Annotated in this window: 20 protein-coding genes; 9 read left to right on the top strand and 11 right to left on the bottom strand. The window is 59.4% G+C overall.

The features are described 5' to 3' along the window. The first annotated feature begins 320 nt into the window (after positions 1 to 320). Positions 321 to 1,967 carry a malate dehydrogenase (quinone) gene (mqo, locus tag BMZ57_RS27290; RefSeq protein ID WP_010212011.1) on the top strand — a complete coding sequence of 549 codons (1,647 nt, stop codon included), beginning with the start codon at positions 321 to 323 and terminating at the stop codon, positions 1,965 to 1,967. Positions 1,968 to 2,032: 65 nt separating this feature from the next. Here mqo and BMZ57_RS27285 read toward each other — a convergent pair whose 3' ends face one another. Next, the gene (locus BMZ57_RS27285) at positions 2,033 to 2,869 is read right to left on the bottom strand and encodes a LysR substrate-binding domain-containing protein (RefSeq protein WP_010212009.1); all 837 of its coding nucleotides are present in this window, start codon (positions 2,867 to 2,869) and stop codon (positions 2,033 to 2,035) included. Positions 2,870 to 2,968: 99 nt separating this feature from the next. Here BMZ57_RS27285 and BMZ57_RS27280 point away from each other — a divergent pair, with 99 nt between their 5' ends. Then, complete coding sequence (locus BMZ57_RS27280) at positions 2,969 to 3,868, top strand: DMT family transporter (RefSeq protein WP_010212007.1); 900 nt, start codon at positions 2,969 to 2,971, stop codon at positions 3,866 to 3,868. Positions 3,869 to 3,998: 130 nt separating this feature from the next. Next, a complete protein-coding gene (locus tag BMZ57_RS27275; protein ID WP_010212005.1) occupies positions 3,999 to 4,328 on the top strand; it encodes a YXWGXW repeat-containing protein in 330 nt (109 codons plus the stop codon). 6 nt (positions 4,329 to 4,334) lie between these two features. Here BMZ57_RS27275 and BMZ57_RS27270 read toward each other — a convergent pair whose 3' ends face one another. The 3 genes from BMZ57_RS27270 to BMZ57_RS27260 form a co-directional block, all read right to left on the bottom strand. Continuing rightward, complete coding sequence (locus BMZ57_RS27270; protein WP_010212004.1) at positions 4,335 to 4,709, bottom strand: hypothetical protein; 375 nt, start codon at positions 4,707 to 4,709, stop codon at positions 4,335 to 4,337. 71 nt (positions 4,710 to 4,780) lie between these two features. After that, the gene (locus tag BMZ57_RS27265) at positions 4,781 to 5,176 is read right to left on the bottom strand and encodes a type II toxin-antitoxin system VapC family toxin (protein WP_010212003.1); all 396 of its coding nucleotides are present in this window, start codon (positions 5,174 to 5,176) and stop codon (positions 4,781 to 4,783) included. Next, the gene (locus BMZ57_RS27260) at positions 5,173 to 5,430 is read right to left on the bottom strand and encodes an AbrB/MazE/SpoVT family DNA-binding domain-containing protein (RefSeq protein ID WP_042570752.1); all 258 of its coding nucleotides are present in this window, start codon (positions 5,428 to 5,430) and stop codon (positions 5,173 to 5,175) included. Before BMZ57_RS27260 ends, BMZ57_RS27265 begins: the two co-directional genes overlap by 4 nt. Before the next feature lie 154 nt (positions 5,431 to 5,584). On the opposite strand from BMZ57_RS27260, the gene BMZ57_RS27255 reads away from it, so the two are divergent. Then, positions 5,585 to 5,977, top strand: a complete 393-nt coding sequence (locus BMZ57_RS27255) for a RidA family protein (RefSeq protein ID WP_069673326.1) — start codon at positions 5,585 to 5,587, stop codon at positions 5,975 to 5,977. Position 5,978: 1 nt separating this feature from the next. Here BMZ57_RS27255 and ppnN read toward each other — a convergent pair whose 3' ends face one another. Further along, positions 5,979 to 7,352 (bottom strand): nucleotide 5'-monophosphate nucleosidase PpnN, encoded by a 1,374-nt coding sequence (ppnN, locus tag BMZ57_RS27250; protein ID WP_010212000.1) that lies wholly within the window; start codon positions 7,350 to 7,352, stop codon positions 5,979 to 5,981. A gap of 150 nt (positions 7,353 to 7,502) precedes the next feature. Beyond that, positions 7,503 to 8,327, bottom strand: a complete 825-nt coding sequence (locus BMZ57_RS27245) for an aspartyl/asparaginyl beta-hydroxylase domain-containing protein (RefSeq protein ID WP_010211999.1) — start codon at positions 8,325 to 8,327, stop codon at positions 7,503 to 7,505. A 309-nt stretch (positions 8,328 to 8,636) separates the two neighbouring features. On the opposite strand from BMZ57_RS27245, the gene fabV reads away from it, so the two are divergent. Continuing rightward, on the top strand, positions 8,637 to 9,830 hold the full coding sequence (gene fabV, locus BMZ57_RS27240; RefSeq protein WP_010211998.1) for an enoyl-ACP reductase FabV: 1,194 nt from the start codon (positions 8,637 to 8,639) through the stop codon (positions 9,828 to 9,830). Positions 9,831 to 9,898: 68 nt separating this feature from the next. Here fabV and BMZ57_RS27235 read toward each other — a convergent pair whose 3' ends face one another. Then, positions 9,899 to 11,134, bottom strand: coding sequence for an anthrax toxin-like adenylyl cyclase domain-containing protein (locus BMZ57_RS27235; protein WP_010211997.1), 1,236 nt, complete (start codon positions 11,132 to 11,134; stop codon positions 9,899 to 9,901). Positions 11,135 to 11,435: 301 nt separating this feature from the next. Here BMZ57_RS27235 and BMZ57_RS27230 point away from each other — a divergent pair, with 301 nt between their 5' ends. Further along, positions 11,436 to 12,059, top strand: coding sequence for an HAD family hydrolase (locus tag BMZ57_RS27230; RefSeq protein ID WP_010211995.1), 624 nt, complete (start codon positions 11,436 to 11,438; stop codon positions 12,057 to 12,059). Here BMZ57_RS27230 and BMZ57_RS27225 read toward each other — a convergent pair. Next, positions 12,056 to 12,961 (bottom strand): LysR family transcriptional regulator, encoded by a 906-nt coding sequence (locus BMZ57_RS27225; RefSeq protein WP_010211994.1) that lies wholly within the window; start codon positions 12,959 to 12,961, stop codon positions 12,056 to 12,058. The genes BMZ57_RS27230 and BMZ57_RS27225 overlap by 4 nt on opposite strands. A gap of 102 nt (positions 12,962 to 13,063) precedes the next feature. Here BMZ57_RS27225 and BMZ57_RS27220 point away from each other — a divergent pair, with 102 nt between their 5' ends. Then, positions 13,064 to 14,233, top strand: coding sequence for an aspartate aminotransferase family protein (locus BMZ57_RS27220; protein ID WP_010211993.1), 1,170 nt, complete (start codon positions 13,064 to 13,066; stop codon positions 14,231 to 14,233). On the opposite strand, the gene punR is transcribed toward BMZ57_RS27220, so the two are convergent. Next, the gene (gene punR / locus BMZ57_RS27215; RefSeq protein WP_044286841.1) at positions 14,214 to 15,137 is read right to left on the bottom strand and encodes a DNA-binding transcriptional activator PunR; all 924 of its coding nucleotides are present in this window, start codon (positions 15,135 to 15,137) and stop codon (positions 14,214 to 14,216) included. The genes BMZ57_RS27220 and punR overlap by 20 nt on opposite strands. A 122-nt stretch (positions 15,138 to 15,259) precedes the next feature. Between punR and punC the strand changes: the two genes are divergently transcribed. Further along, positions 15,260 to 16,450 carry a purine nucleoside transporter PunC gene (punC, locus tag BMZ57_RS27210; protein ID WP_044286842.1) on the top strand — a complete coding sequence of 397 codons (1,191 nt, stop codon included), beginning with the start codon at positions 15,260 to 15,262 and terminating at the stop codon, positions 16,448 to 16,450. A gap of 122 nt (positions 16,451 to 16,572) precedes the next feature. Here the strand turns inward: punC and BMZ57_RS27205 are convergent, their stop codons facing one another. Beyond that, a complete protein-coding gene (locus tag BMZ57_RS27205; RefSeq protein WP_044286843.1) occupies positions 16,573 to 17,406 on the bottom strand; it encodes a hypothetical protein in 834 nt (277 codons plus the stop codon). 158 nt (positions 17,407 to 17,564) lie between these two features. Here BMZ57_RS27205 and BMZ57_RS27200 point away from each other — a divergent pair, with 158 nt between their 5' ends. After that, the gene (locus BMZ57_RS27200) at positions 17,565 to 19,067 is read left to right on the top strand and encodes a nucleobase:cation symporter-2 family protein (protein WP_010211987.1); all 1,503 of its coding nucleotides are present in this window, start codon (positions 17,565 to 17,567) and stop codon (positions 19,065 to 19,067) included. 97 nt (positions 19,068 to 19,164) lie between these two features. On the opposite strand, the gene BMZ57_RS27195 is transcribed toward BMZ57_RS27200, so the two are convergent. Continuing rightward, on the bottom strand, positions 19,165 to 20,097 hold the full coding sequence (locus BMZ57_RS27195; protein ID WP_010211986.1) for a proline iminopeptidase-family hydrolase: 933 nt from the start codon (positions 20,095 to 20,097) through the stop codon (positions 19,165 to 19,167). Positions 20,098 to 20,153: the final 56 nt, after the last annotated feature.

Here is a 20,153-nt window from a genome sequence, read left to right as displayed (position 1 = left end):
CTGTCAATTGGCCAAACAGCGCATAACGGCCTTTTGCCGTGATATTCTGCGCGCCGTCTTGGTCTAGTCTTTCTCTGGTGCGTACATCCGTATACGTCCCAGCGATTGGCTCTCGCCCAGGTAGCTGAAGCCAATAATGATAAGAAGTCAGCGCAGAAGGGACATAAACAGTGAGGTCGATACGTCGGCCTTGTGTGCCCACCCTGCGGCTCTCTCGTGAATGTGCAAACCCCGCGGTGCGTTGCCTGGCGCAGCGTGATAGAGGGTTGCCCATGATCAGGGGCGGTAGGGCGGATGGCGTTTTATCATAGGTGCTACTGATGTTTAAAAAAGTAAACACTGCCCTGCTGGGGCTGGCTTTGTCGCTGGGGATCAGCTCCGTTCACGCGGAAGAGGCAAAGAAAGTCGATGTGCTGCTGATCGGCGGCGGCATTATGAGTGCGACCCTGGGTGTATGGCTCAATGAGCTGGAGCCGGGTTGGTCGATGGAAATGGTCGAGCGCCTCGACGGCGTCGCCGAAGAAAGCTCCAACGGCTGGAACAACGCCGGTACCGGTCACTCGGCCCTGGCTGAGCTGAACTACACCCCTGAAGACAAGAACGGCAACGTTGAGATCCCGAAAGCGGTCGAGATCAACGAAGCGTTCCAGATCTCCCGTCAGTTCTGGGCCTGGCAGGTCCGTCAGGGCGTGCTGAAGGACCCGCGTTCGTTCATCAACACCACACCGCACATGAGTTTTGTGTGGGGCGATGACAACATCAAGTTCCTGAAAAAACGCTACGAAGCCCTGAAAGCCAGCCCGCTGTTCGCCGGCATGCAGTACTCCGAAGACCCGGCGCAGATCGCCAAGTGGGTTCCGCTGATGATGGAAGGGCGTGACCCGAACCAGAAAATCGCGGCCACCTGGAGCCCGCTGGGTACCGACATGAACTTCGGCGAGATCACCCGCCAGTTCGTCGCTCACCTGCAAACCACCCCTAAGTTCGACCTGAAACTGTCGAGCGAAGTGCAGGACATCACCAAGAACGCCGACGGTTCGTGGCGTGTGAGCTACAAAAACCTGAAAGACGGCACCAAGACCGAGACCGACGCCAAGTTTGTGTTCATCGGCGCGGGCGGCGGTGCACTGCACTTGCTGCAAAAGTCGGGCATTCCTGAAGCCAAGGAATACGCTGGCTTCCCGGTAGGCGGCTCGTTCCTAGTGACCGATAACCCAACCGTGGCCGAGCAACACCTGGCCAAGGCCTACGGTAAAGCTTCGGTTGGCGCACCGCCGATGTCGGTTCCGCACCTGGATACCCGTGTTCTGGATGGCAAGCGCGTGATCCTGTTTGGCCCATTCGCCACCTTCTCGACCAAGTTCTTGAAAGAAGGCTCGTACCTGGACCTGCTGACCAGCACCACCACCCACAACATCTGGCCAATGACCAAAGTCGGTATTCGCGAATACCCACTGGTCGAGTACCTCGCCGGCCAACTGATGCTGTCGGACGACGACCGCTTCAAGGCGCTGCAAGAGTACTTCCCGAACGCCAAGCAATCCGACTGGCGCCTGTGGCAAGCCGGTCAGCGCGTGCAGATCATCAAGCGTGACGAAGAGCAGGGCGGCGTGCTGAAACTCGGCACCGAAGTCGTCAGCTCCGCCGACAACACCATTGCCGGCCTGTTGGGCGCATCGCCAGGCGCGTCCACCGCGGCTCCGATCATGCTGACCGTGCTGCAGAAAGTGTTCAAGGACAAGGTGGCGACCCCTGAGTGGCAGACCAAGCTGCACCAGATCGTACCGAGCTACGGCACCAAGCTGAACGACAGCCCTGAAGCGGTCGCCAAGGAATGGGCCTACACCGCCGAGATCCTGCAACTGCCTACACCGCCTGTGATTCCGCAAGTGGCTGCACCAAAGGCCACCGAGGCTGCCAAGCCTGCGGCTGAGCCGAGCAAGCCGGCGTCTGACCTGGCGCTGTAAGCCAAGCCTGATGTTAAAAAGCCCGCTGACCGGTAACGGTCAGCGGGCTTTTTTAGGCGTGCCGTTCAGACCTTGAAATGCCTGACTTGCTCGTGCAAGTGCAACGCCAGCGCATTACCGGTATCGCACAGCAGGTACAGATGCTGCGCCGGCAGAGGCGGCAGCTCTGTCATGTGCATCAGCCCTTCGCCCATACGGCTTTCTTCCATCAGGCCCACCGCCACGCCACTGCGCACGCAGGCTTCGACCGCTGATGAGTTGGGGCTTTCCAGCAGCACACGGTGGAAAATCCCATGGTCTTTCAACGCCTGCAAGGCCGCCGCACGATACGGGCAGCCGACGACAGGCACGGTGATCGGCAGCGCCGCGTTCGGCGGATAACTGAAATGCTCGGCCGCCACCCACAGCGGCTGAACCGGCCCCAGGCGCTCGCCCTGTGCCAGTGGTTGGGCACTGACGGTGATAGCTAGGTCGAGCTGGTTGGCCATAAACAAATTCAACAGTTCACCGCTGGTACGCGCTTCGACTTCCAGCTCCAGCAACGGGTTGTCAGCGATCAACTGCGGCAGCAAATCCTGCATAAACGCCGGTGCGTAGGTGTCGGGAATGCCCAAGCGAATTTTTCCCTGCATGCGCTGTGGCATCAGCGAGATCAGCAGGCGGTCATGACTCTTGAGGAATTCGGTGGTTTCGACCAGCAGTTTCCTGCCGTACAGGGTCAGCTCAACGCCTTGATTGCTACGGCTGAACAGGCGTTGGCCGACCTGATCCTCCAACTTTTGTATCTGTGTCGTCACGGTGGAGGCACTGCGGTGCACATGCTCGGCTGCTTCGTTGAACCGCCCAAAGCGCGCCACGGCATGGAACGTTCGCAACAGGTCGATATTCAGTTGTTTGGCCATGATTCCACTATTGCGAATTGATAGTGCAGTTTATTCAAATATACAGAAGCATGTGCTGCCCTTAGCCTTTCAGTCAACTTGGACTGACGGGCAGGCTTCATGACGCGACCAACCTTAAAGCGGCTGTTGTTGCAGGTGGCATTTGTACTTTCATGGAGCTCTGGCTATATCGGCGCCAAACTGGGTACGCAAGGCGGCGGTGCCTTCAATCTGCTGTTCTGGCGCTTCCTGCTGGTCTCGCTGTGCCTGGGGCTGTTATTGAACGTCAGGTTACTGAAGGTTTCTTGGGTGCAGGTTCGCCATTACGCCGTCATCGGATTTCTCTCGCAGTTCCTGTACCTGAGTTGCCTCTACGTCGCGATCCAGAATGGTTTGTCTCCCGGCATCGCTGCAATCATCGCGGCGACGCAACCGTTAATGACGGCGGCGCTGTCGAGTGGCAGCGCGGCTGAACGCAGTGGCGGCTGGCAGTGGACGGGGCTGATGATCAGCTTCGTAGGCGTATCCATCGTGATCGCTGGGCAGTACGGCGGTGGTGGGGAGGGCGTCGGCCTGGTCATGTACCTGTTGCCCCTGGCCGCCGCGTTGGGGCTGACGCTGGCTACCCTGTATGAGCGCCGCACCGTTCAACGCCAGGACGCAGGCTTGGTGCTGCCGCTGTTCATCCAGTCGTTGCTGACCTTGATCGGTTTTACCGGCGCCGTGCTCTACACCGATACGCTAAGTATTCCCCACGACCCTGACGTGTTGATCTCAATTGTCTGGCTCACCCTGTTCTCCACCTTCGTCGCCTATTTGAGCCTGTGGATGCTGCTGCGCGTGATGACCGCGACCCAGGTGGCGGCGCTGGTCTACCTGGAACCGCCGGTCACCCTGGTATGGGCGGCGCTGATGTTTGGCGACGTGATCCAGGTCTCGACCTACGCCGGCATTGCCGTGGTCGTCGGCGGGCTGTTGTTGATACGCCGCAAGCGACCGACCGTCGCCTGCGCCTCTTGAGGACTGCGGGTTCAGCAAGCTGACAGACATCACCTGTTAAAAATACTCAGGGCCGAGCAGGAGCGAGGTTGAAACAAGGGGGCATTTTTTAACGGTGCAGGTAGTGGGCGTCAACGCCCGAGGGTTTTTTATGTTGCTACGTTATGCAGCATTGGTAGCCATGGTCGTCGCGGCATCCGGGTGTGTGCAAGAGCGCGTCGTGCACGAGCGCAGGCCGGTGCAACGTGAGTATGTCGAAGTCGTCGCGCCGCAACCGCCGCCAGTGCAAGTGATCGAAGTCGAGCCGCCGGTGCGCTACGGCTATATATGGTCGCGCGGTTACTGGCGTTGGGAAGGCGGACGCTATGTCGCGGTGCATGGCCACTGGGAGCCGGTGCGCGAGGGGTACCGCTACGTGCATCCGCATTGGGTGCAGCGTAATGATGGGTATCACTGGCAGGGTGGGGGCTGGGTTCGCTGAGTCAGGCTAAATCGGCTTTTGGGTGCCCAGGAGCCGAACCTCCCGCAGCAGTGCAGCACCGAGTTGATCGCTGCCCAGTTCCTGGTAGCCCACTATCCTGGTCGCGCCGTTCTCTTCAGCCTGGATGATGATCACCGGCGTTTCCTTGCCGGTGGCCTCGTCTACGTGCAGGGCGTACTGCGGGACATCCACGTTGATCGGTGTTCCCGCCGGTTTGCCTTGCACATTGATCAGGAACGCCGCGCAGCCGCTGTCGATATCTGCACTTGTGGCGGCGCGCCCGCTGACGAAGCAGGTTTTGGGCAAGTCGGGCCAGGCGATGGTGTCGGCCAGGGCGAGGGTTGGCGCCAGGGCCATGGCGGCGAGAAGCAGCGTGCGCACGTTGGTCGTTCTCTTGATCGGAGTAGAGGCGTTTTTTACCAAAGCCCGGAACTCCCCGCAACGCGGAGGCTTCAGGCGAGGCGTTTCATGCCCGTTCCCTTGGCCGCGTCGAGGTCAAAGGTGGCGGTGTACTCACAGCCTGCCGCATGGGCGCAGCGTTCGATCAGGTAGTCGGCGAAATCGGCTTTACCGGCCGTGAATCGGCGCAGCGCCTGCCAGATGATTTCGGCATGCTCAACGGTCAGCTCACGGGTACGCAGCAGCGTTTCCAGCACCGTCACCACGTCGCTTTTGGTCGATTGATAGCAGCTTTGCAGCACCCAGACCAACTCCACCACGGACACCAGGCTGACGAAGCCCGGTGAAACGGTGGTCAGCGATTCGATCAAGGCAGAGGCCTTGGGTGATTGCACGGGGTCATCCTGGGTGACGTAACGCACCAGCACATTGGTATCGAGCCCAATCATCCGGCCTTGGCTCCCTGCACGGCGATGGCGCGGTTCATGTCTGCGATCGATACGGCCTGTGCGGGCTTGCGGATAAGCCCCTTGAGATCCTGGACGGTTCTGCTCGCGGCAATAATGGAAAACGTGCCGTCTTCCGTTTCGACAAATTCAACCCGGTCGCCCGTTTCCAGGCCAAGTGCGGTGCGCACTTTTACAGGGATGGTGATTTGCCCTTTTGAGGTCAGTGTGGCGGTCGACATCGTGAAAATCTCCATCGTGATATTCCTTACCCTAAGGTAAGGATTTATGAAGGGCAAGATCCGTTGGTCCATAGGTCGCTCGCTGGTGTGAGTAGGTGGGAACAGGTAAAACCCTAGCTCGAACGTTGCACGCTCACACGCCCGCCTCAGGCCCAAAGAGATACAAGCTATGACCGACCGCCATCTGATCATTCCTTCCACCATGCAACCCATTGTCGAGCGCGCCGGCTACGTGCCAGCGGTAAAGGTTGGCAACACTCTTTACTGCGCGGGCCAGGTCGGCCGCACTCCGCAACTGGCCGTGATCGAAGATCCCGAGGCGCAATTCATCGCCGCCTGGGGAAACCTGCGGGAAGTATTGGAGGAGGGTGGTTGCCGCTTCGAAGACGTGGTGGACATGACGACCTACCACGTCAACATGAGCCAGCACATGGCAGTTTTCCGTGACGTGAAAAACAGCCTGTTCCCACGCGGGCATTGCGCCTGGACCACCATCGGGGTGTCCGAACTGGCACACCCCGGTCTGCTGGTGGAAATCAAATGCGTGGCGGTGCAGCGCTAGCTTACTGAACCACTCGATAACACGGCACATACGCCGCGCCGCCTGGCAGCTTCATGCGGTGCTGGGCGACAAACGCCTGTAGCAGCTCGTCCAGCGGTTTCATGATGGCCGGGTCACCGTGGATTTCGTAAGGACCGTTCTGCTCGATCAGGCGGATGCCTTTGTCCTTTACGTTACCGGCCACGATCCCGGAGAACGCACGGCGCAAGTTGGCGGCGAGTTCGTGGGGCGGCAATGCGTGGCTCAGTTGCAGGCTCGCCATGTTCTCGTGGGTCGGGTCGAACGGGCGCTGGAAGCCTTCGTCGATCTTCAGTAGCCAGTTGAAGTGGAACGCGTCGTTGCGCTCGCGGCGGAACTGCTTCACGGCCTTGAGGCCGACGGTCATCTGGCGCGCCACTTCGGCCGGGTCATCGATGATGATCTGGTAGTGCGCTTGCGCCGCTTCGCCCAGGGTGGCACCGACGAATGCGTGCAACTGTTGCAGGTACGGCGCGGCATGTTTCGGCCCGGTGAGGATGACCGGGAAGGGCAGGTCGCGGTTGTCCGGGTGCATCAGGATACCCAGCAGGTACAGGAACTCTTCGGCCGTGCCCGCACCGCCCGGGAAGATGATGATGCCGTGGCCGACGCGAACGAAGGCTTCCAGGCGTTTTTCGATGTCCGGCAGGATCACCAGCTCATTGACGATCGGGTTCGGCGCTTCGGCGGCGATGATGCCCGGCTCGGTCAGGCCAAGGTAGCGCCCGCCGGTAATGCGTTGCTTGGCGTGGGAAATGGTCGCGCCTTTCATAGGACCTTTCATCACGCCGGGGCCGCAGCCCGTGCACACGTCGAGGCTGCGCAGGCCCAGTTCGTGGCCGACTTTCTTGGTGTATTTGTATTCTTCGGTATTGATCGAGTGCCCGCCCCAGCACACCACGATTTTCGGCTCGACACCGGGGCGTAGCGTACGGGCGTTGCGCAGCAGGTGGAACACATAGTCTGTGATGCCCTGGGAGTTGCTCAGGTCGATGCGCTGGCTGTCCAACTCGTTTTCGGTGTAGACGATGTCACGCAGGGCGCTGAACAGCATTTCGCGGGTGCTGGCGATCATTTCGCCATCGACGAAGGCATCGGCGGGGGCGTTCAGCAATTCCAGGCGCACGCCACGGTCCTGTTGATGAATGCGCACTTCGAAGTCTTTGTAGGCGTCGAGAATGGTCTTGGCGTTGTCGATGTGCGCGCCGGTGTTGAGGATCGCCAGGGCGCACTGGCGGAATAGGGTGTAGATGCTGCCGGTACCGGCTTCGCTCAGTTGCTGGACTTCACGTTGGGACAGGGTTTCGAGGCTGCCTTTGGGGCTGACGGACGCATTGATGACTTGACGTTGGGGCATTCTGATTCCTTGAAAGCGCAGCCACCGCACCCACGAGGGGCCGCGATGGCTTGAGAATGATGGGCGCCGAATTCGGTCGCTCGAGACGGATATTTACCTCAGGCGCAAGGCAGAGCGCAAACACCGTCCAACACCATCATGCCGCAGAACTTACTGAATCAGCTTCCAGTTTTTGTAGAAAACCCGACGCAGGGTAAAGGCCATGCCGGCAAACCCCGCGATCACGGCGTTGAGAACCTGGGGCACCGGTGTCGGTCGCACGATATCGATAAACAGGCAGTAACGCTTGGCATCATTTTTGTTGAAAGAGGCGTGCATCAGGGTGTCATCGAAAATAAACAGCGGGTCGTCGTGCCAGTAATGCTTGTGCCTGCCCACCTGGATGTAGACGCCCTCGTGATGGGGCGCCGGTGCCATGTTGTAGAGCACGCGGAACATCATGCGCAGGGGGCCGAAATGAAATGAGGTGGAGCGGTTTTCATTGAATACCGACACGCCAATGGTTTTCACGAACGGTAGTTTTCTGCGCAGTCTCGGAATGTCGAGGGTGGTCTCGATGGGTTGGCCATACCACTGGAAAAACAACATGCCGCGCTTCTTCTCGGCCATGCGTTCGTCCAGGTAACCAATGATTTCGTCCTTGTGGGCCATGGCGTCTTCGATCACCTGTTGCAGCTCTTCACGCCAGGCTGGCGGTAGGTCGGCCATGGTGTAAACGTGTCGGTTACGCGAGCTCAACAGGTCGAACAGGGTATTGAACGGCGCCAGCAGCCAGGTGTTGCGGCCGCTGCCGATAAAATATTTCTTGATGGTGGGCGCGTCGTACAGGCCATTGCGCAGGAAGTCGTAAATACCGCAGATCACCACCAGCCCGAGAAATACCAATGTGGTTTCGGGGAACATATCAATAATCAGCAGGACGCCGAGTACCCAGGCGACCGATGCCGCTTTTTTACGCAAAGCAGGCTTGTTCATGACACTCAGCTCCAGCAGGACGCCATTCGACAGGTCCGGATCCGTGGCCGCGAGTGGTGGGGTTTTGAAACATATTGAAACAACTGCGTCATGATAAGGCGTTCGGCGCTGGAGAGGCGTTTTAAATATTGCAAAATTGTGAAGGCTCTACACAGTTTTTAACGCTGGCTGCGTTGAGCGGATTGGATTTTGTAAACAGAAGATTTGCGACTATCGTGACGCTTCGGTTTTTTGGACGTCATAGACCGGTACGATTGAAGTTGAATGGCCACCACTGGCCTTCGGCACCTTGGAAGAGGCAGAAATTTTATGATCATCAAACCGCGGGTTCGTGGCTTCATCTGTGTGACCGCTCACCCTGTTGGCTGTGAAGCGAACGTCAAAGAGCAGATCGACTACGTCACTCAGCACGGCGTCATCGAAGGCGGCCCGAAAAAGGTCCTGGTCCTCGGTGCATCCACCGGTTACGGCCTGGCCGCGCGCATCAGCGCTGCGTTTGGCTGCGGCGCCGATACCCTGGGCGTGTTTTTTGAGAAAGAAGGCGAAGAAGGCAAGCTGAGTTCCGCCGGCTGGTACAACAGCGCCGCATTCGAGAAATTTGCAGTCGAGAAAGGCCTTTACGCCAAGAGCATCAACGGCGACGCGTTCTCTGACGAGATCAAGCGCCTGACCATCGAAACCATCAAGAAAGACCTGGGCAAGATCGACCTGGTCGTCTACAGCCTGGCCGCGCCACGCCGTACCGACCCGCAAGGCGTGGTGCACAATTCCACCCTTAAGCCGATCGGCAAAGCTGTGACCCTGCGTGGTATCAACACCGACAAGGGCGTTGTGGTCGACACCACCCTGGAGCCTGCAACCCAGGAAGAAATCGACGGCACCGTCAAAGTGATGGGCGGCGAAGATTGGCAGCTGTGGATCGACGCCCTGCGTGACGCCGACGTGCTGGCCGAAGGCGCCAAGACCACCGCGTTCACCTACCTTGGCGAGAAGCTGACCCAGGACATCTACTGGAACGGCTCCATCGGCGAAGCCAAGAAAGACCTCGACAAGAAAGTCCTGACCCTGCGCGACAACCTCGCTGCACTCAAGGGCGATGCCCGTGTATCGGTGCTCAAGGCCGTGGTCACCCAGGCCAGCTCGGCCATCCCGATCATGCCGCTGTACCTGTCTCTGCTGTTCAAAGTGATGAAAGAGCAGGGCACCCACGAAGGTTGCATCGAGCAGGTCTACGGCCTGTTCAAGGACAGCCTGTACGGCAGCCAGCCGAAACTCGACGCCGACGGCCGCCTGCGTGCCGACCTGGCCGAGCTGGAACCGAAGGTCCAGGACGCCGTGGCAGCCCTGTGGAACCAGGTCACCGACGACAACGTCAACGAGATCAGCGATTTTGCCGGCTACAAGGCTGAATTCCTGCGCTTGTTCGGTTTTGAAATCGATGGCGTGGACTACGATGCTGACGTGAACCCGACCGTGAAGATCAACGGTCTCATCTCGGCATAATCGCTGGGGTCGACAGCAGCCTCGATAAATCTGTTATCAGGCTGCTGTCTGGTTTGCGCCCAAGGTGCTCAATCTTGGCGAAAGGTCGACGCCAGCCGCTCCTGCGCATGGGTGAAACCAGAGCGTTTGATGCCAGTTACTTCTTTCTCCCAAAGCGGATTAACAGCAACGTGATAGCCGCTGTCTTTGGCTGTTGTTATCAGTTCCGCCATTTCCTTGCTGTTGTTGATGATGCTGACCTCGTCAAAGCGCCCAAGCTTTGTGGGTAGAAAGAAGGTTGCCGGGTAGTTGGCGGCGACTTCCGTCGCGGGGCTACCGGAGTCCGCATTGTGGTGTACCACCCGCTCTCCATTGCCGACCAAACGGTGATTGATCAGCTCAATCATTTGCTTTATCCGTGGCGTGGCATTGCCCAGATCGGGGTCTTCCTTTTGATAGAAGTGTGCGGCGCTTTCATAGTCTGCGCGTAACGCTTGCGGCACTTGAAAGGTGCTGGGGTCAGGTCGTTGCTGCCTGTAGCGATCGATTCGGTGAGTGAAAACACTGTGCGCTATGTCGGGCACCGGGATTCTGTCCTGTGGGCCAAAATCGCTGAGGTGGGGCGCGACCATGTGCAGGTCATAATCGGCCGTCAGTGCCTTGCCTCCTTCGCGTTTTGCCAGCACTTCAATGGGTTTGCCTTCGTGGAAGATCAGATAGCTATCTTCTGAGGGCGATGTGCGTTTGCCTTCGAATGCATACATCTGCTGGCTGGGGCCTTGGGCACTGAAACGCAGCGTGTCGCTGTGTGTCTTTGTTGTCAGGTCGGTGATCTGGCCGAGTTTCATCAGTTCGCCGAGGCGGTGGCTCGAAATACTCAGAGGCACTGCGACGGCATGTCCATCGCGGATGCACTCCTGGATTTGTTCGTTGGCGCGAGTCACTTTTGCGGGCGCGTCCTCCTTGAGTTTTTCAAGCTTGCTGAACGCTTGGTTCGTACAGATCAGGCCAGCCTGCGGTCCCCAGTTGGCACTTTTTCCCTTGATGTGAAAATCCTTGGTGGGGTGGCCGGCCTCTATCAACCCGGTAGCCACGGTTTCTACGGGACGTACACCGATGATGGAGTTGGTATCCACCGCGATATTTTGCAAGGGCGCAAGATGGCTCGGCACTATTCCGGTCTGCCCCCTGACGCGTTCAAGTGCGAGATTTACCGAGTTGTTCGTCTCTTGGGCGATGCCAGTCGACCGACTGGCTTGAGCGCTCAGTACTACGTGCAGGCTGAGTGCGGAAGGTGAAATAGCAGGGGAGATGATGTCTCTCATTGAATGTCTCCAAGTCATGTTTCATCGGCATGTTGGATGATCCCTTCCAGACCCGAGCATTCCCTCGATTGCAGGGCAGACACTAGAGCCATTTTTTAGGGGCGGGGCGAAAAAAGTATGTCTGGCTGTACGGCGCCGAATCGACGAAAGACGGTGCAAGTCTCGAATGCCGGGGGTTACAGCGCTGCTGGTAGTGCGCGTTCCATGACATTATCGGAAGGGGCCTACAGTTGATTGCTTGCCGCCGCGTGTCATTGCTGTAGGAGACTGTCGCAGCACATTAGTTAATTGGGAGGCGCATATGACCGTGCGTGCAGTGGTTTTTGATTTCGGCGGGGTTCTGTTCGATTGGAGCCCGCAGCACCTTTACCGCACGCTGATTGCCGATGATGGCGAACGGCAGTGGTTTCTCGAGAATATCTGTACCCAGGCGTGGAACACCGAGCAGGATGCCGGTCGCTCCCTGACCGAAGGCACCCGCAGCCTGATCGAGCAACACCCGCATCATGAACGCCTGATCCAAGCCTATTACGATCGCTGGCACGAAATGCTGCGTGGCCCGTTGACGGAAGGCGTGGCGATCCTCGAGGCGCTGCACCAGGCCGATATGCCGCTGTTCGGGCTCACCAACTGGTCGGCTGAGACCTTCCCGTATGCGCGGGCCAACTACCCCTTCCTCCAATTTTTTCGCGATATCGTGGTGTCCGGCGAGTTGAAACTCATCAAGCCTGACGCAGCGATCTACGACGCCAGCCTCAGCCAGGTACGGGCCCACCTGCCAGATATCCAGGCGGCGGAAGTGGTGTTTATCGATGATGTTGCCGGCAACATCGAAGCAGCCATCGCCCTCGGTTGGCGGGGGATTCATCATGTGTCCGCCGAGCGCACTGCCGCTCAATTGCGAGAATGGGGCGTGGGCTTTTAGCGCGCCCATTTTTCCATGGCGAAATCCACGAAGGCGCGCAGCTTGGGCAGCCGATAACGGTCCTGGCCGTAGAGCAGATGCATGGGGCGGCTGGGGAGTCGATAGGTGGTGAGCAAGGCCACCAGCTTGCCGCTCTCCAGATCCGGCTGCACCAGGGCATCGGCCAGCATGATGATGCCCATGCCGTTGACGGCCGCCTGGCGTAGGCCTTGCGAGCTGTTGATGGTCAAAGAGCCGGATACTGGAACCTCCACCTCGCCGCTCTCGCCGGTCATGCGCCACAGTTTGTCGGCGTCGCGCCAGTTGTCACTCGCCGGGTAGGCGAACGCCAGGCAGTCGTGGTGCTGCAGGTCATCGGGGGTCTGAGGTGTACCACGTCGCGCCAGGTAATCAGGTGACGCGCAGAGGGTGAGGGTGTAGGCCTGCATTGGCCTGGCGATCAGACTGGATGTTTCCAGTTCGCCAAGGCGAATCGCCGCGTCGAAGCCGCTGTCGACCAAGTCCATCCGCTCATTGCTCAGTACCACGTACAGATTGATCAATGGGTAGCGTCGGGAAAATTCGCTCAAGGCCGGTGTAAGGCGTTCGGTGCCGAACACGGGGGGCGCGGTGATGCGCAGGGTGCCTTTGGGGACATCACTGTGGGCTTGCTCGGCAAGCTGTTCGGAGTCGGCTACCAGCCCCAGTACTTCCAGGCAACGCTGGTAATACTGGCCACCAAATTCAGTGAGACTTTGTTTGCGTGTGGTGCGTTTGAGCAGGCTGACGCCCAGCCGCTGCTCCAGCGCACGTAGGTGGTTGCCGACCATGGTGGTAGACATCCCGCAGGCTTGGGCTGCCGCCGTCATGCTGCCGGTCTCGACCACTTTCACGTACACCGACATTGCCTGGAACAGATCCATTATCAAGCCCTGGTTTAAAGTCATTGCAGGAATGCGCAGTTTATCCAGCTCAGGTGGCTAACGATACTGCAGTCATCACTACGATGCACTGGAGCCCGCACCATGACCGCCGCCTGCCTGATGACCACTTATCAACCCTTGGCCCTGAGCTTTACCCGCGGCTTGGGTACGCGCCTATGGGACCAGCAAGGTCGCGAATACCTGGATGCGGTGGCCGGTGTGGCGGTGACCAATGTCGGCCATTCGCACCCCAGGCTGGTGGCGGCTATCAGCGAGCAGGCGGGCTTGCTGTTGCACACGTCCAATCTTTACAGCATCGACTGGCAACAACGGCTGGCCCAGCGCCTCACTCAGTTGTCAGGCCTGGATCGCGCGTTCTTCAATAATTCCGGCGCCGAGGCCAACGAAACCGCGCTTAAGCTGGCGCGCCTGCATGGCTGGAAAAAGGGCATTGAAGCGCCGTTGGTGGTGGTGATGGAGAACGCCTTTCATGGCCGAACCCTCGGCACCCTGGCCGCGAGCGATGGCCCCTCGGTCCGCCTGGGCTTCCAACAGTTACCGGGGGATTTTCTCAAGGTACGCTTTGGTGATCTGGCGGCACTGGAAGCGATCACCAAGGCATTTGGTCCGCGCATCACCGCGGTGCTGCTGGAACCGATCCAGGGTGAAAGTGGTGTGCTGCCGGCACCGTCGGGTTACCTGCAAGCCTTGCGCGATCACTGCACACGCCAGGGCTGGCTGATGATGCTTGACGAGATCCAGACCGGCATCGGCCGCACCGGCACCTGGTTCGCCTTCCAGCATGAAGGCATCGTCCCGGACGTGATGACCCTGGCCAAAGGCCTGGGCAATGGCGTGCCGATCGGCGCGTGCCTGGCTCGGGCCGCGGTGGCCCAATTGTTTACACCGGGCAGTCATGGCAGCACGTTCGGCGGCAATCCGCTGGCGTGTCGGGTCGGATGCACCGTGCTGGACATCATCGAAGAACAAGGCTTGCTGCAGAACGCAGCACAACAGGGCGAACGCCTGTTGGCCCGGTTACGCGTGGAATTGAATGAGCATGCGCAGGTCGTGGCGATTCGTGGCCAGGGGCTGATGATCGGTATCGAGTTGGCCAGCCCCTGCCGGGACCTGGCTCAGCGCGCCGCCCAGGAGCACGGGTTGCTGATCAACGTCACGCGGGGCAAGATCATTCGCCTGCTGCCGCCGCTGACCCTGGATACTCAGGAGGTCGAGATGATCGTGCGGGCCATTACCCGGTTACTGGCGTAGGGCCGTTAAGCCACTCCTGGTTCAGGGTCTCGGTATCGCCCAGGTACTCCAGCAGCCAAGCCATGGCCGGGGACAGCTTGTTCTGTGCCCACGCCACGCAAGACGGGCTGGCCGGAAACGGCCGGCTCAATTGCAGCGCCACCAGCTCACCGCGTTCGATCCACGGCAACACCTGATGCGCCGGCGCCATGCCTACACACAGACCGTCGCGCAAGCAATCGATCGCGGATGCCCAATTCGGCACCACCAGCCGACGCTGGTTATCCAGTGTCCAGGTGTCACGCTTGGGTAGGTTGCGCGAGGTGTCGGTCATGCACAGGGAGGCAAAGGGACGCAGCTGATCGTCGCTCAATAATCCTTCGACGCTGGCCAGCGGGTGTCGCGCGCTGACCACGCACAGCCAATTCAACAAACCCATATCGCGGAAGGTGAAGTGGCTGGCCACCGGCACCGCGCTGGTCGCGCCGATCACAATGTCGGTGCGTTCATCTGCCAGGGCATCCCACACGCCGTTGTACACTTCGTACTCCAGCAGCAACTCGACCTCGGGAAACTGTCGATAGAAGTCCAGCACCAGCTGCCGACAGCGTTGGGGTTTGACGATGGAGTCCACCGCGACCTTCAACTGGCCACTCCAGCCATTGGCGACCTGCTGACACAGGCGCCGGGTGCCGAGCATTTTCTTCATCACGCCACGGGCTTCGTCGATAAACAAGCGGCCGGCGGGCGTCAGTTCCACGTCTCGGTGGCGTCGCACGAACAAGGGCACCGCTAGCCACTCTTCCAGCTGGCGCACGGTATAGCTGACGGCCGACGGCACTCGATGCAGTTCCTGGGCTGCGGCGCTGAAGCTGCCATGGCGTGCCACGGCGTCAACCACATCCAGGGAATATTCGGACCACATGCTGACTGCCTTCAAATTTATTGATAAGAGTGTCCAATTATTATCGCTTCACAGAGAATCTGTCAGCTTCATAATGGGCGCCAGTCAGCAAATAGTTTGATGGCAGAATGAACAAGGCTTCAATGAAAAACTCTTTTGGCTTCACTTGGTATCTGGCGGGACTGAGCATGCTCGGTTACCTCGCCATGGACATGTACTTGCCGGCATTTGGTGCCATGGGCGAGCAGTTGCAGATTGGCGCTGGCGCAGTGGGTGCCAGCTTGAGTATTTTCCTCGCCGGCTTTGCGGTGGGGCAGTTGTTGTGGGGGCCGTTGTCCGACCGCTTGGGGCGAAAACCCATCCTGCTCGCCGGCCTGAGCCTGTTTGTGTTGGGCTGCGCGGGGATGTTCTGGGTCGAGACCGCGCCGCAATTGCTGGCGCTGCGCTTTATCCAGGCGATTGGTGTGTGTTCCGCCGCCGTGAGTTGGCAGGCACTGGTGATTGATCGCTACCCGGCCGACAAGGCCCATCGCGTGTTCGCCAGCATCATGCCGCTGATGTCGTTGTCGCCAGCGCTGGCGCCGCTGTTGGGCGCGATGGTGCTGAATCACTTCGGTTGGCAGGCGATCTTCGGCGTGTTGCTGGGGGTGTCGGTGCTGTTGCTGCTGCCGACCGTATTCCTGCGTGGCATGCCGAAACGCCCGACGGAGGGGCGCGAGCCGGTGCGCCTCGGTTATGGACAGTTGCTCACGTCCCGCGTATTTACGGGGAATGTGATGATTTTTGCCGCCTGCTCGGCCAGCTTCTTCGCCTGGCTGACGGCGTCGCCCTTCATCCTCGGCGGCATGGGCTACAGCCCGAATGATATTGGCCTGAGTTACGTATTGCCTACGTTGGCGTTCCTGGTCGGTGGCTACAGTTGCCGCAGCGCCTTGCAGCGCTTCCAGGGCAAGACGCTGTTGCCCTGGTTGCTGCTGGCGTACTGCATCAGCATGGTGGCGCTGTACCTGGTCGCCACCTTGACGGTGCCAACCCTCACCACCTTGTTGATTCCGTTCTGCCTGATGGCGCTGTGCAACGGTGCCAGTTACCCCATCGTGGTGGCGAATGCGCTGATGCCGTTTTCGGAAAATTCCGGCAAGGCGGCGGCATTGCAAAACACCCTGCAACTGGGCCTGTGTTTTCTCAGCAGCCTGGTGGTGTCGTCGATGCTTGACCAGCCGCTGCTGATTACCGCGATCGTGATGCTGGCGACCGCGCCGCTGGCCGTGCTGGGCTACTGGCTGGCGCGGCCGAAAGCCGACAATTCAGCCCTGGCACCGAATCTGAAGTAACAACGCGGTCAACACTGTGGGGGCTGGCTTGCCTGCAATAGCATCGGCTCGGTGTACCTGACACACCCAGTCGCCCGCATCGCAGGCAAACCAGCTCCCACGGTTTGATCGGGCTTCTTCAGTTAAAACGTCACTTCCAGGTTCACCGTCGGCGTCGATGTGCGGCTACCCCGGCCGCCATCCACGCCAAACTTGTTATGCCAATACTCGTAACCCACCCCAAGGTACAGGTTCGGCTTGACGCTTTTGCCCGGTCGCACCGCCACCATTAGCGCGGTGCGCATCAGGGCCTCCGGCGCGGTGTCGCGGCCGTGGTAGTCGTCGCCTTTTTCCCCGACGTAATTGATAAACCCCTGGAATTTCGCCGCATGGCTGGCGATTTCGAATGGGCGCATCCACGTCAAGTTGAGCAGGTAAGTGTCGTCGAAGGTGTGGTTCGACTCCTGCGCGCCGGGGATGCCAGTGTGGTTCCTTTCCTTGTAGTACATCAGGCTCAGGTCGAGTACGCCGACAGTGTTGAACTTCAACGTCGGGCCGATCACCAGCGCGCGTTTTTTGGCTGAGGCGAAGTTGTTGTTGCGGTTGGCGTCAAAACCCAGCGTCAGCGCGTAGTCCTTGACCAGGCCGGTGCCGAGCGGCACATCGAATACCCGCGACGCATACAGCTGGTGGCGGTACACCGCATACACCTCACTCCCGCCATGATCGGTGCCCTTGCGCGGGTCGCGGCTGTCGGACAGAAACACATCGAGGTTGAGGAAATTGCTGCCGTACTGGTAGCCGCTTGCGTGAGTGAAGCTGTAGATGCGCTTGCTGAATTCGTCGGGGTTATTCGGATTGGTGAACTGCTGGCCGTAGCGAAATCCTACGCTGTTGTTCATCCACTCTACTGCGACGGCCTCCCCGCCGCCGAGAAGGGTAAGCGCGACGGTGGCGCCCTGTAGTGCCTTTTTCATTGTTATGGGTCCTTTGGCGTTCTGGCTCATCACGGTCGGATTGTTTTTGTAACGCCGTTGGAGGGTAACTTGTCTGATTGATTGTATACAACTCTATGGACATCCACTCCAAACATTGCATACAGTGGCCGCACAACAAAAACAGAGAACCCCTCACCATGACTATCCCGAAGGCGTCACCGCAGCGGCCAGAAGATGAGAATCTCGGCGTCGCCGCCAACATGGCTTACGGTCTGCAACATGTACTCACGATGTACGGCGGAATCGTTGCGGTCCCCCTGATTGTCGGCCAGGCGGCCGGGTTGTCCCCGGCGGATATCGGCCTGCTGATCGCTGCGTCGCTGTTTGCCGGCGGCCTGGCCACGCTGCTGCAGACCTTGGGTCTACCGTTTTTTGGCTGTCAATTGCCGCTGGTGCAGGGCGTGTCGTTTGCCGGCGTGGCAACCATGGTGGCGATTGTCGGCAGTGATGGCGCCGGCGGTGTGCCGGCGATTCTTGGGGCGGTGATGGCCGCGTCGTTTATCGGGTTATTGATAACCCCCGTTTTTTCACGGATCACCAAGTTTTTCCCGCCGTTGGTCACTGGCATTGTGATCACGACCATCGGCCTGACCCTGATGCCCGTTGCGGCGCGCTGGGCCATGGGCGGCAACAGTCGCGCGGCGGATTTCGGCAGCATGTCCAACATCGGCCTTGCGGCGTTGACCCTGGTGCTGGTGTTGCTGCTGAGCAAAATCGGCAGCGCAACCATCTCGCGCTTGTCGATCCTGCTGGCGATGGTTATCGGCACGGTGATTGCGGTGTTCCTTGGCATGGCCGACTTCTCCGGCGTGACTCAGGGGCCGATGTTCGGTTTCCCAGCGCCATTCCATTTCGGCATGCCAACCTTCCACGTTGCTGCGATCATCTCCATGTGCATCGTGGTGATGGTGACCCTGGTCGAGACCTCGGCGGACATCCTGGCGGTGGGCGAGATCATCGACACCAAGGTCGATTCCAAACGCCTGGGTAACGGCCTGCGCGCCGATATGCTGTCGAGCATGTTTGCACCGATCTTCGGTTCGTTTACCCAGAGTGCGTTCGCCCAGAACGTCGGGCTGGTGGCGGTTACCGGGGTCAAGAGCCGCTTTGTGGTGGCCACCGGTGGGCTGTTTCTGGTGATTCTTGGGCTGCTGCCCTTCATGGGCAGGGTGATCGCGGCGGTGCCGACCTCCGTGTTGGGCGGTGCTGGGATAGTGCTGTTCGGCACCGTGGCGGCCAGTGGTATCCGCACGCTGTCGAAGGTGGATTACCGCAACAACATGAACTTGATTATCGTGGCCACTTCCATCGGTTTTGGCATGATCCCAATTGCGGCACCGAGCTTCTATGATCACTTCCCGAGCTGGTTCGCGACCATTTTCCATTCGGGTATCAGCTCGTCGGCGATCATGGCGATCCTGTTGAACCTGGCGTTCAACCACTTCACCGCCGGTAATTCGGACCAGCAGTCAGTGTTTGTGGCGGGAACCGAGCGCAGTCTGTGCTTCCGAGATGTGTCGGAACTGCGTGATGGGGATTACTTCAAGGGCGGCAAGTTGTTTGATGCCGAAGGGAGAGAGATTCCGTTGGTGGCGGATGTGTCGAGGAAAGCGCACAAGGCAGAGACCACCGAGGTCTGACGCCGAACAGGGGCGCAGTGTGGGAGCTGACTTGCCTGCGATAGCAAGGGCGAATTCACCGCCGTCATCGCAGACAAGCCAGCTCCCATATTGGAAACTATCCGGCCTTGTGTTCTTTGTAATGCACAGAACACACCTCATCCAGAAACTTCACCACGGTGCCCATGCACGCCTGGCGCTCCTCCACATGGGGCATGTGGCTGGAGTCTTCAAACAGTGCCCAGCGCACATCGGCGATTTCATCCAGGAACGGTTTGACCACCCGTGGCGTGGCTTCGTCGTGTCGGCCGGAGATCACCAGCGTGGGCACGTTAATCGCCGACAGACGGCCAATGGAAGTCCAGTCTTTCAAGCTGCCTATCACGTGGAATTCGGTCGGGCCGCTCATGGCGTGGTACACCGTCGGGTCTGAATCGACCGCGGCGAACGTGCGCGCCACTTCCTCCGGCCACGGGATGACTCGGCACACGTGCTGGTCATAAAACACCCTTGAGGCGGCGAGGTATTCCGGGTCCAGGTAAGTGCCGGTGGCCTCGTGCTTGAGCAGGGTTTCATGCACACCTTCCGGCAACAATTTGCGCAGTCGGTTGGCTTCGCTGACCCAAGTGCGCATGCAGGTCGGCGAGTTGGCCGGGATGAACGCGCGCAAGCCCTTGGGCTGCAGGATCGCGTGTTCACTGCCGAGCATGCCGCCCCAGGATTGGCCGAGAATCGCGTAGTTATCGCTGATCTGCAGGTGGTCCAGCAGGTTGTTGAGTTCTTCGAGGAACAGGCCCACGGTCCAGAAGGACGGATCTTTTTCGGGTAGATGAGTAGAGCGGCCGTTGCCCAACTGGTCGTAGTGGATCACGGCGTGGCCGCTGGCGGCGACGTCCTTGAACGCGTCAACGTAATCATGGGTGCAACCGGGGCCGCCGTGGATAACCACCAGGGGAGTGCGACCGCTCGACAAGTCACCGGTGACGCGGTACCAGGTCTGGTAGGCGCCAAACGCCGCATACCCTTCGCGGATTTTTTCGATGAATTCCATTTCGTACCCTGCTCTGAAAAAAGGCTCAGGGACACGATAATGCGTGGGCGAAATTT

The sequence above is a fragment of the Pseudomonas simiae genome, assembly GCF_900111895.1.
GTDB lineage: Bacteria > Pseudomonadota > Gammaproteobacteria > Pseudomonadales > Pseudomonadaceae > Aquipseudomonas > Aquipseudomonas simiae.
Note: the sequence above shows the minus strand (reverse complement) of the source record. Positions and strands in the feature narration are given on the sequence as shown.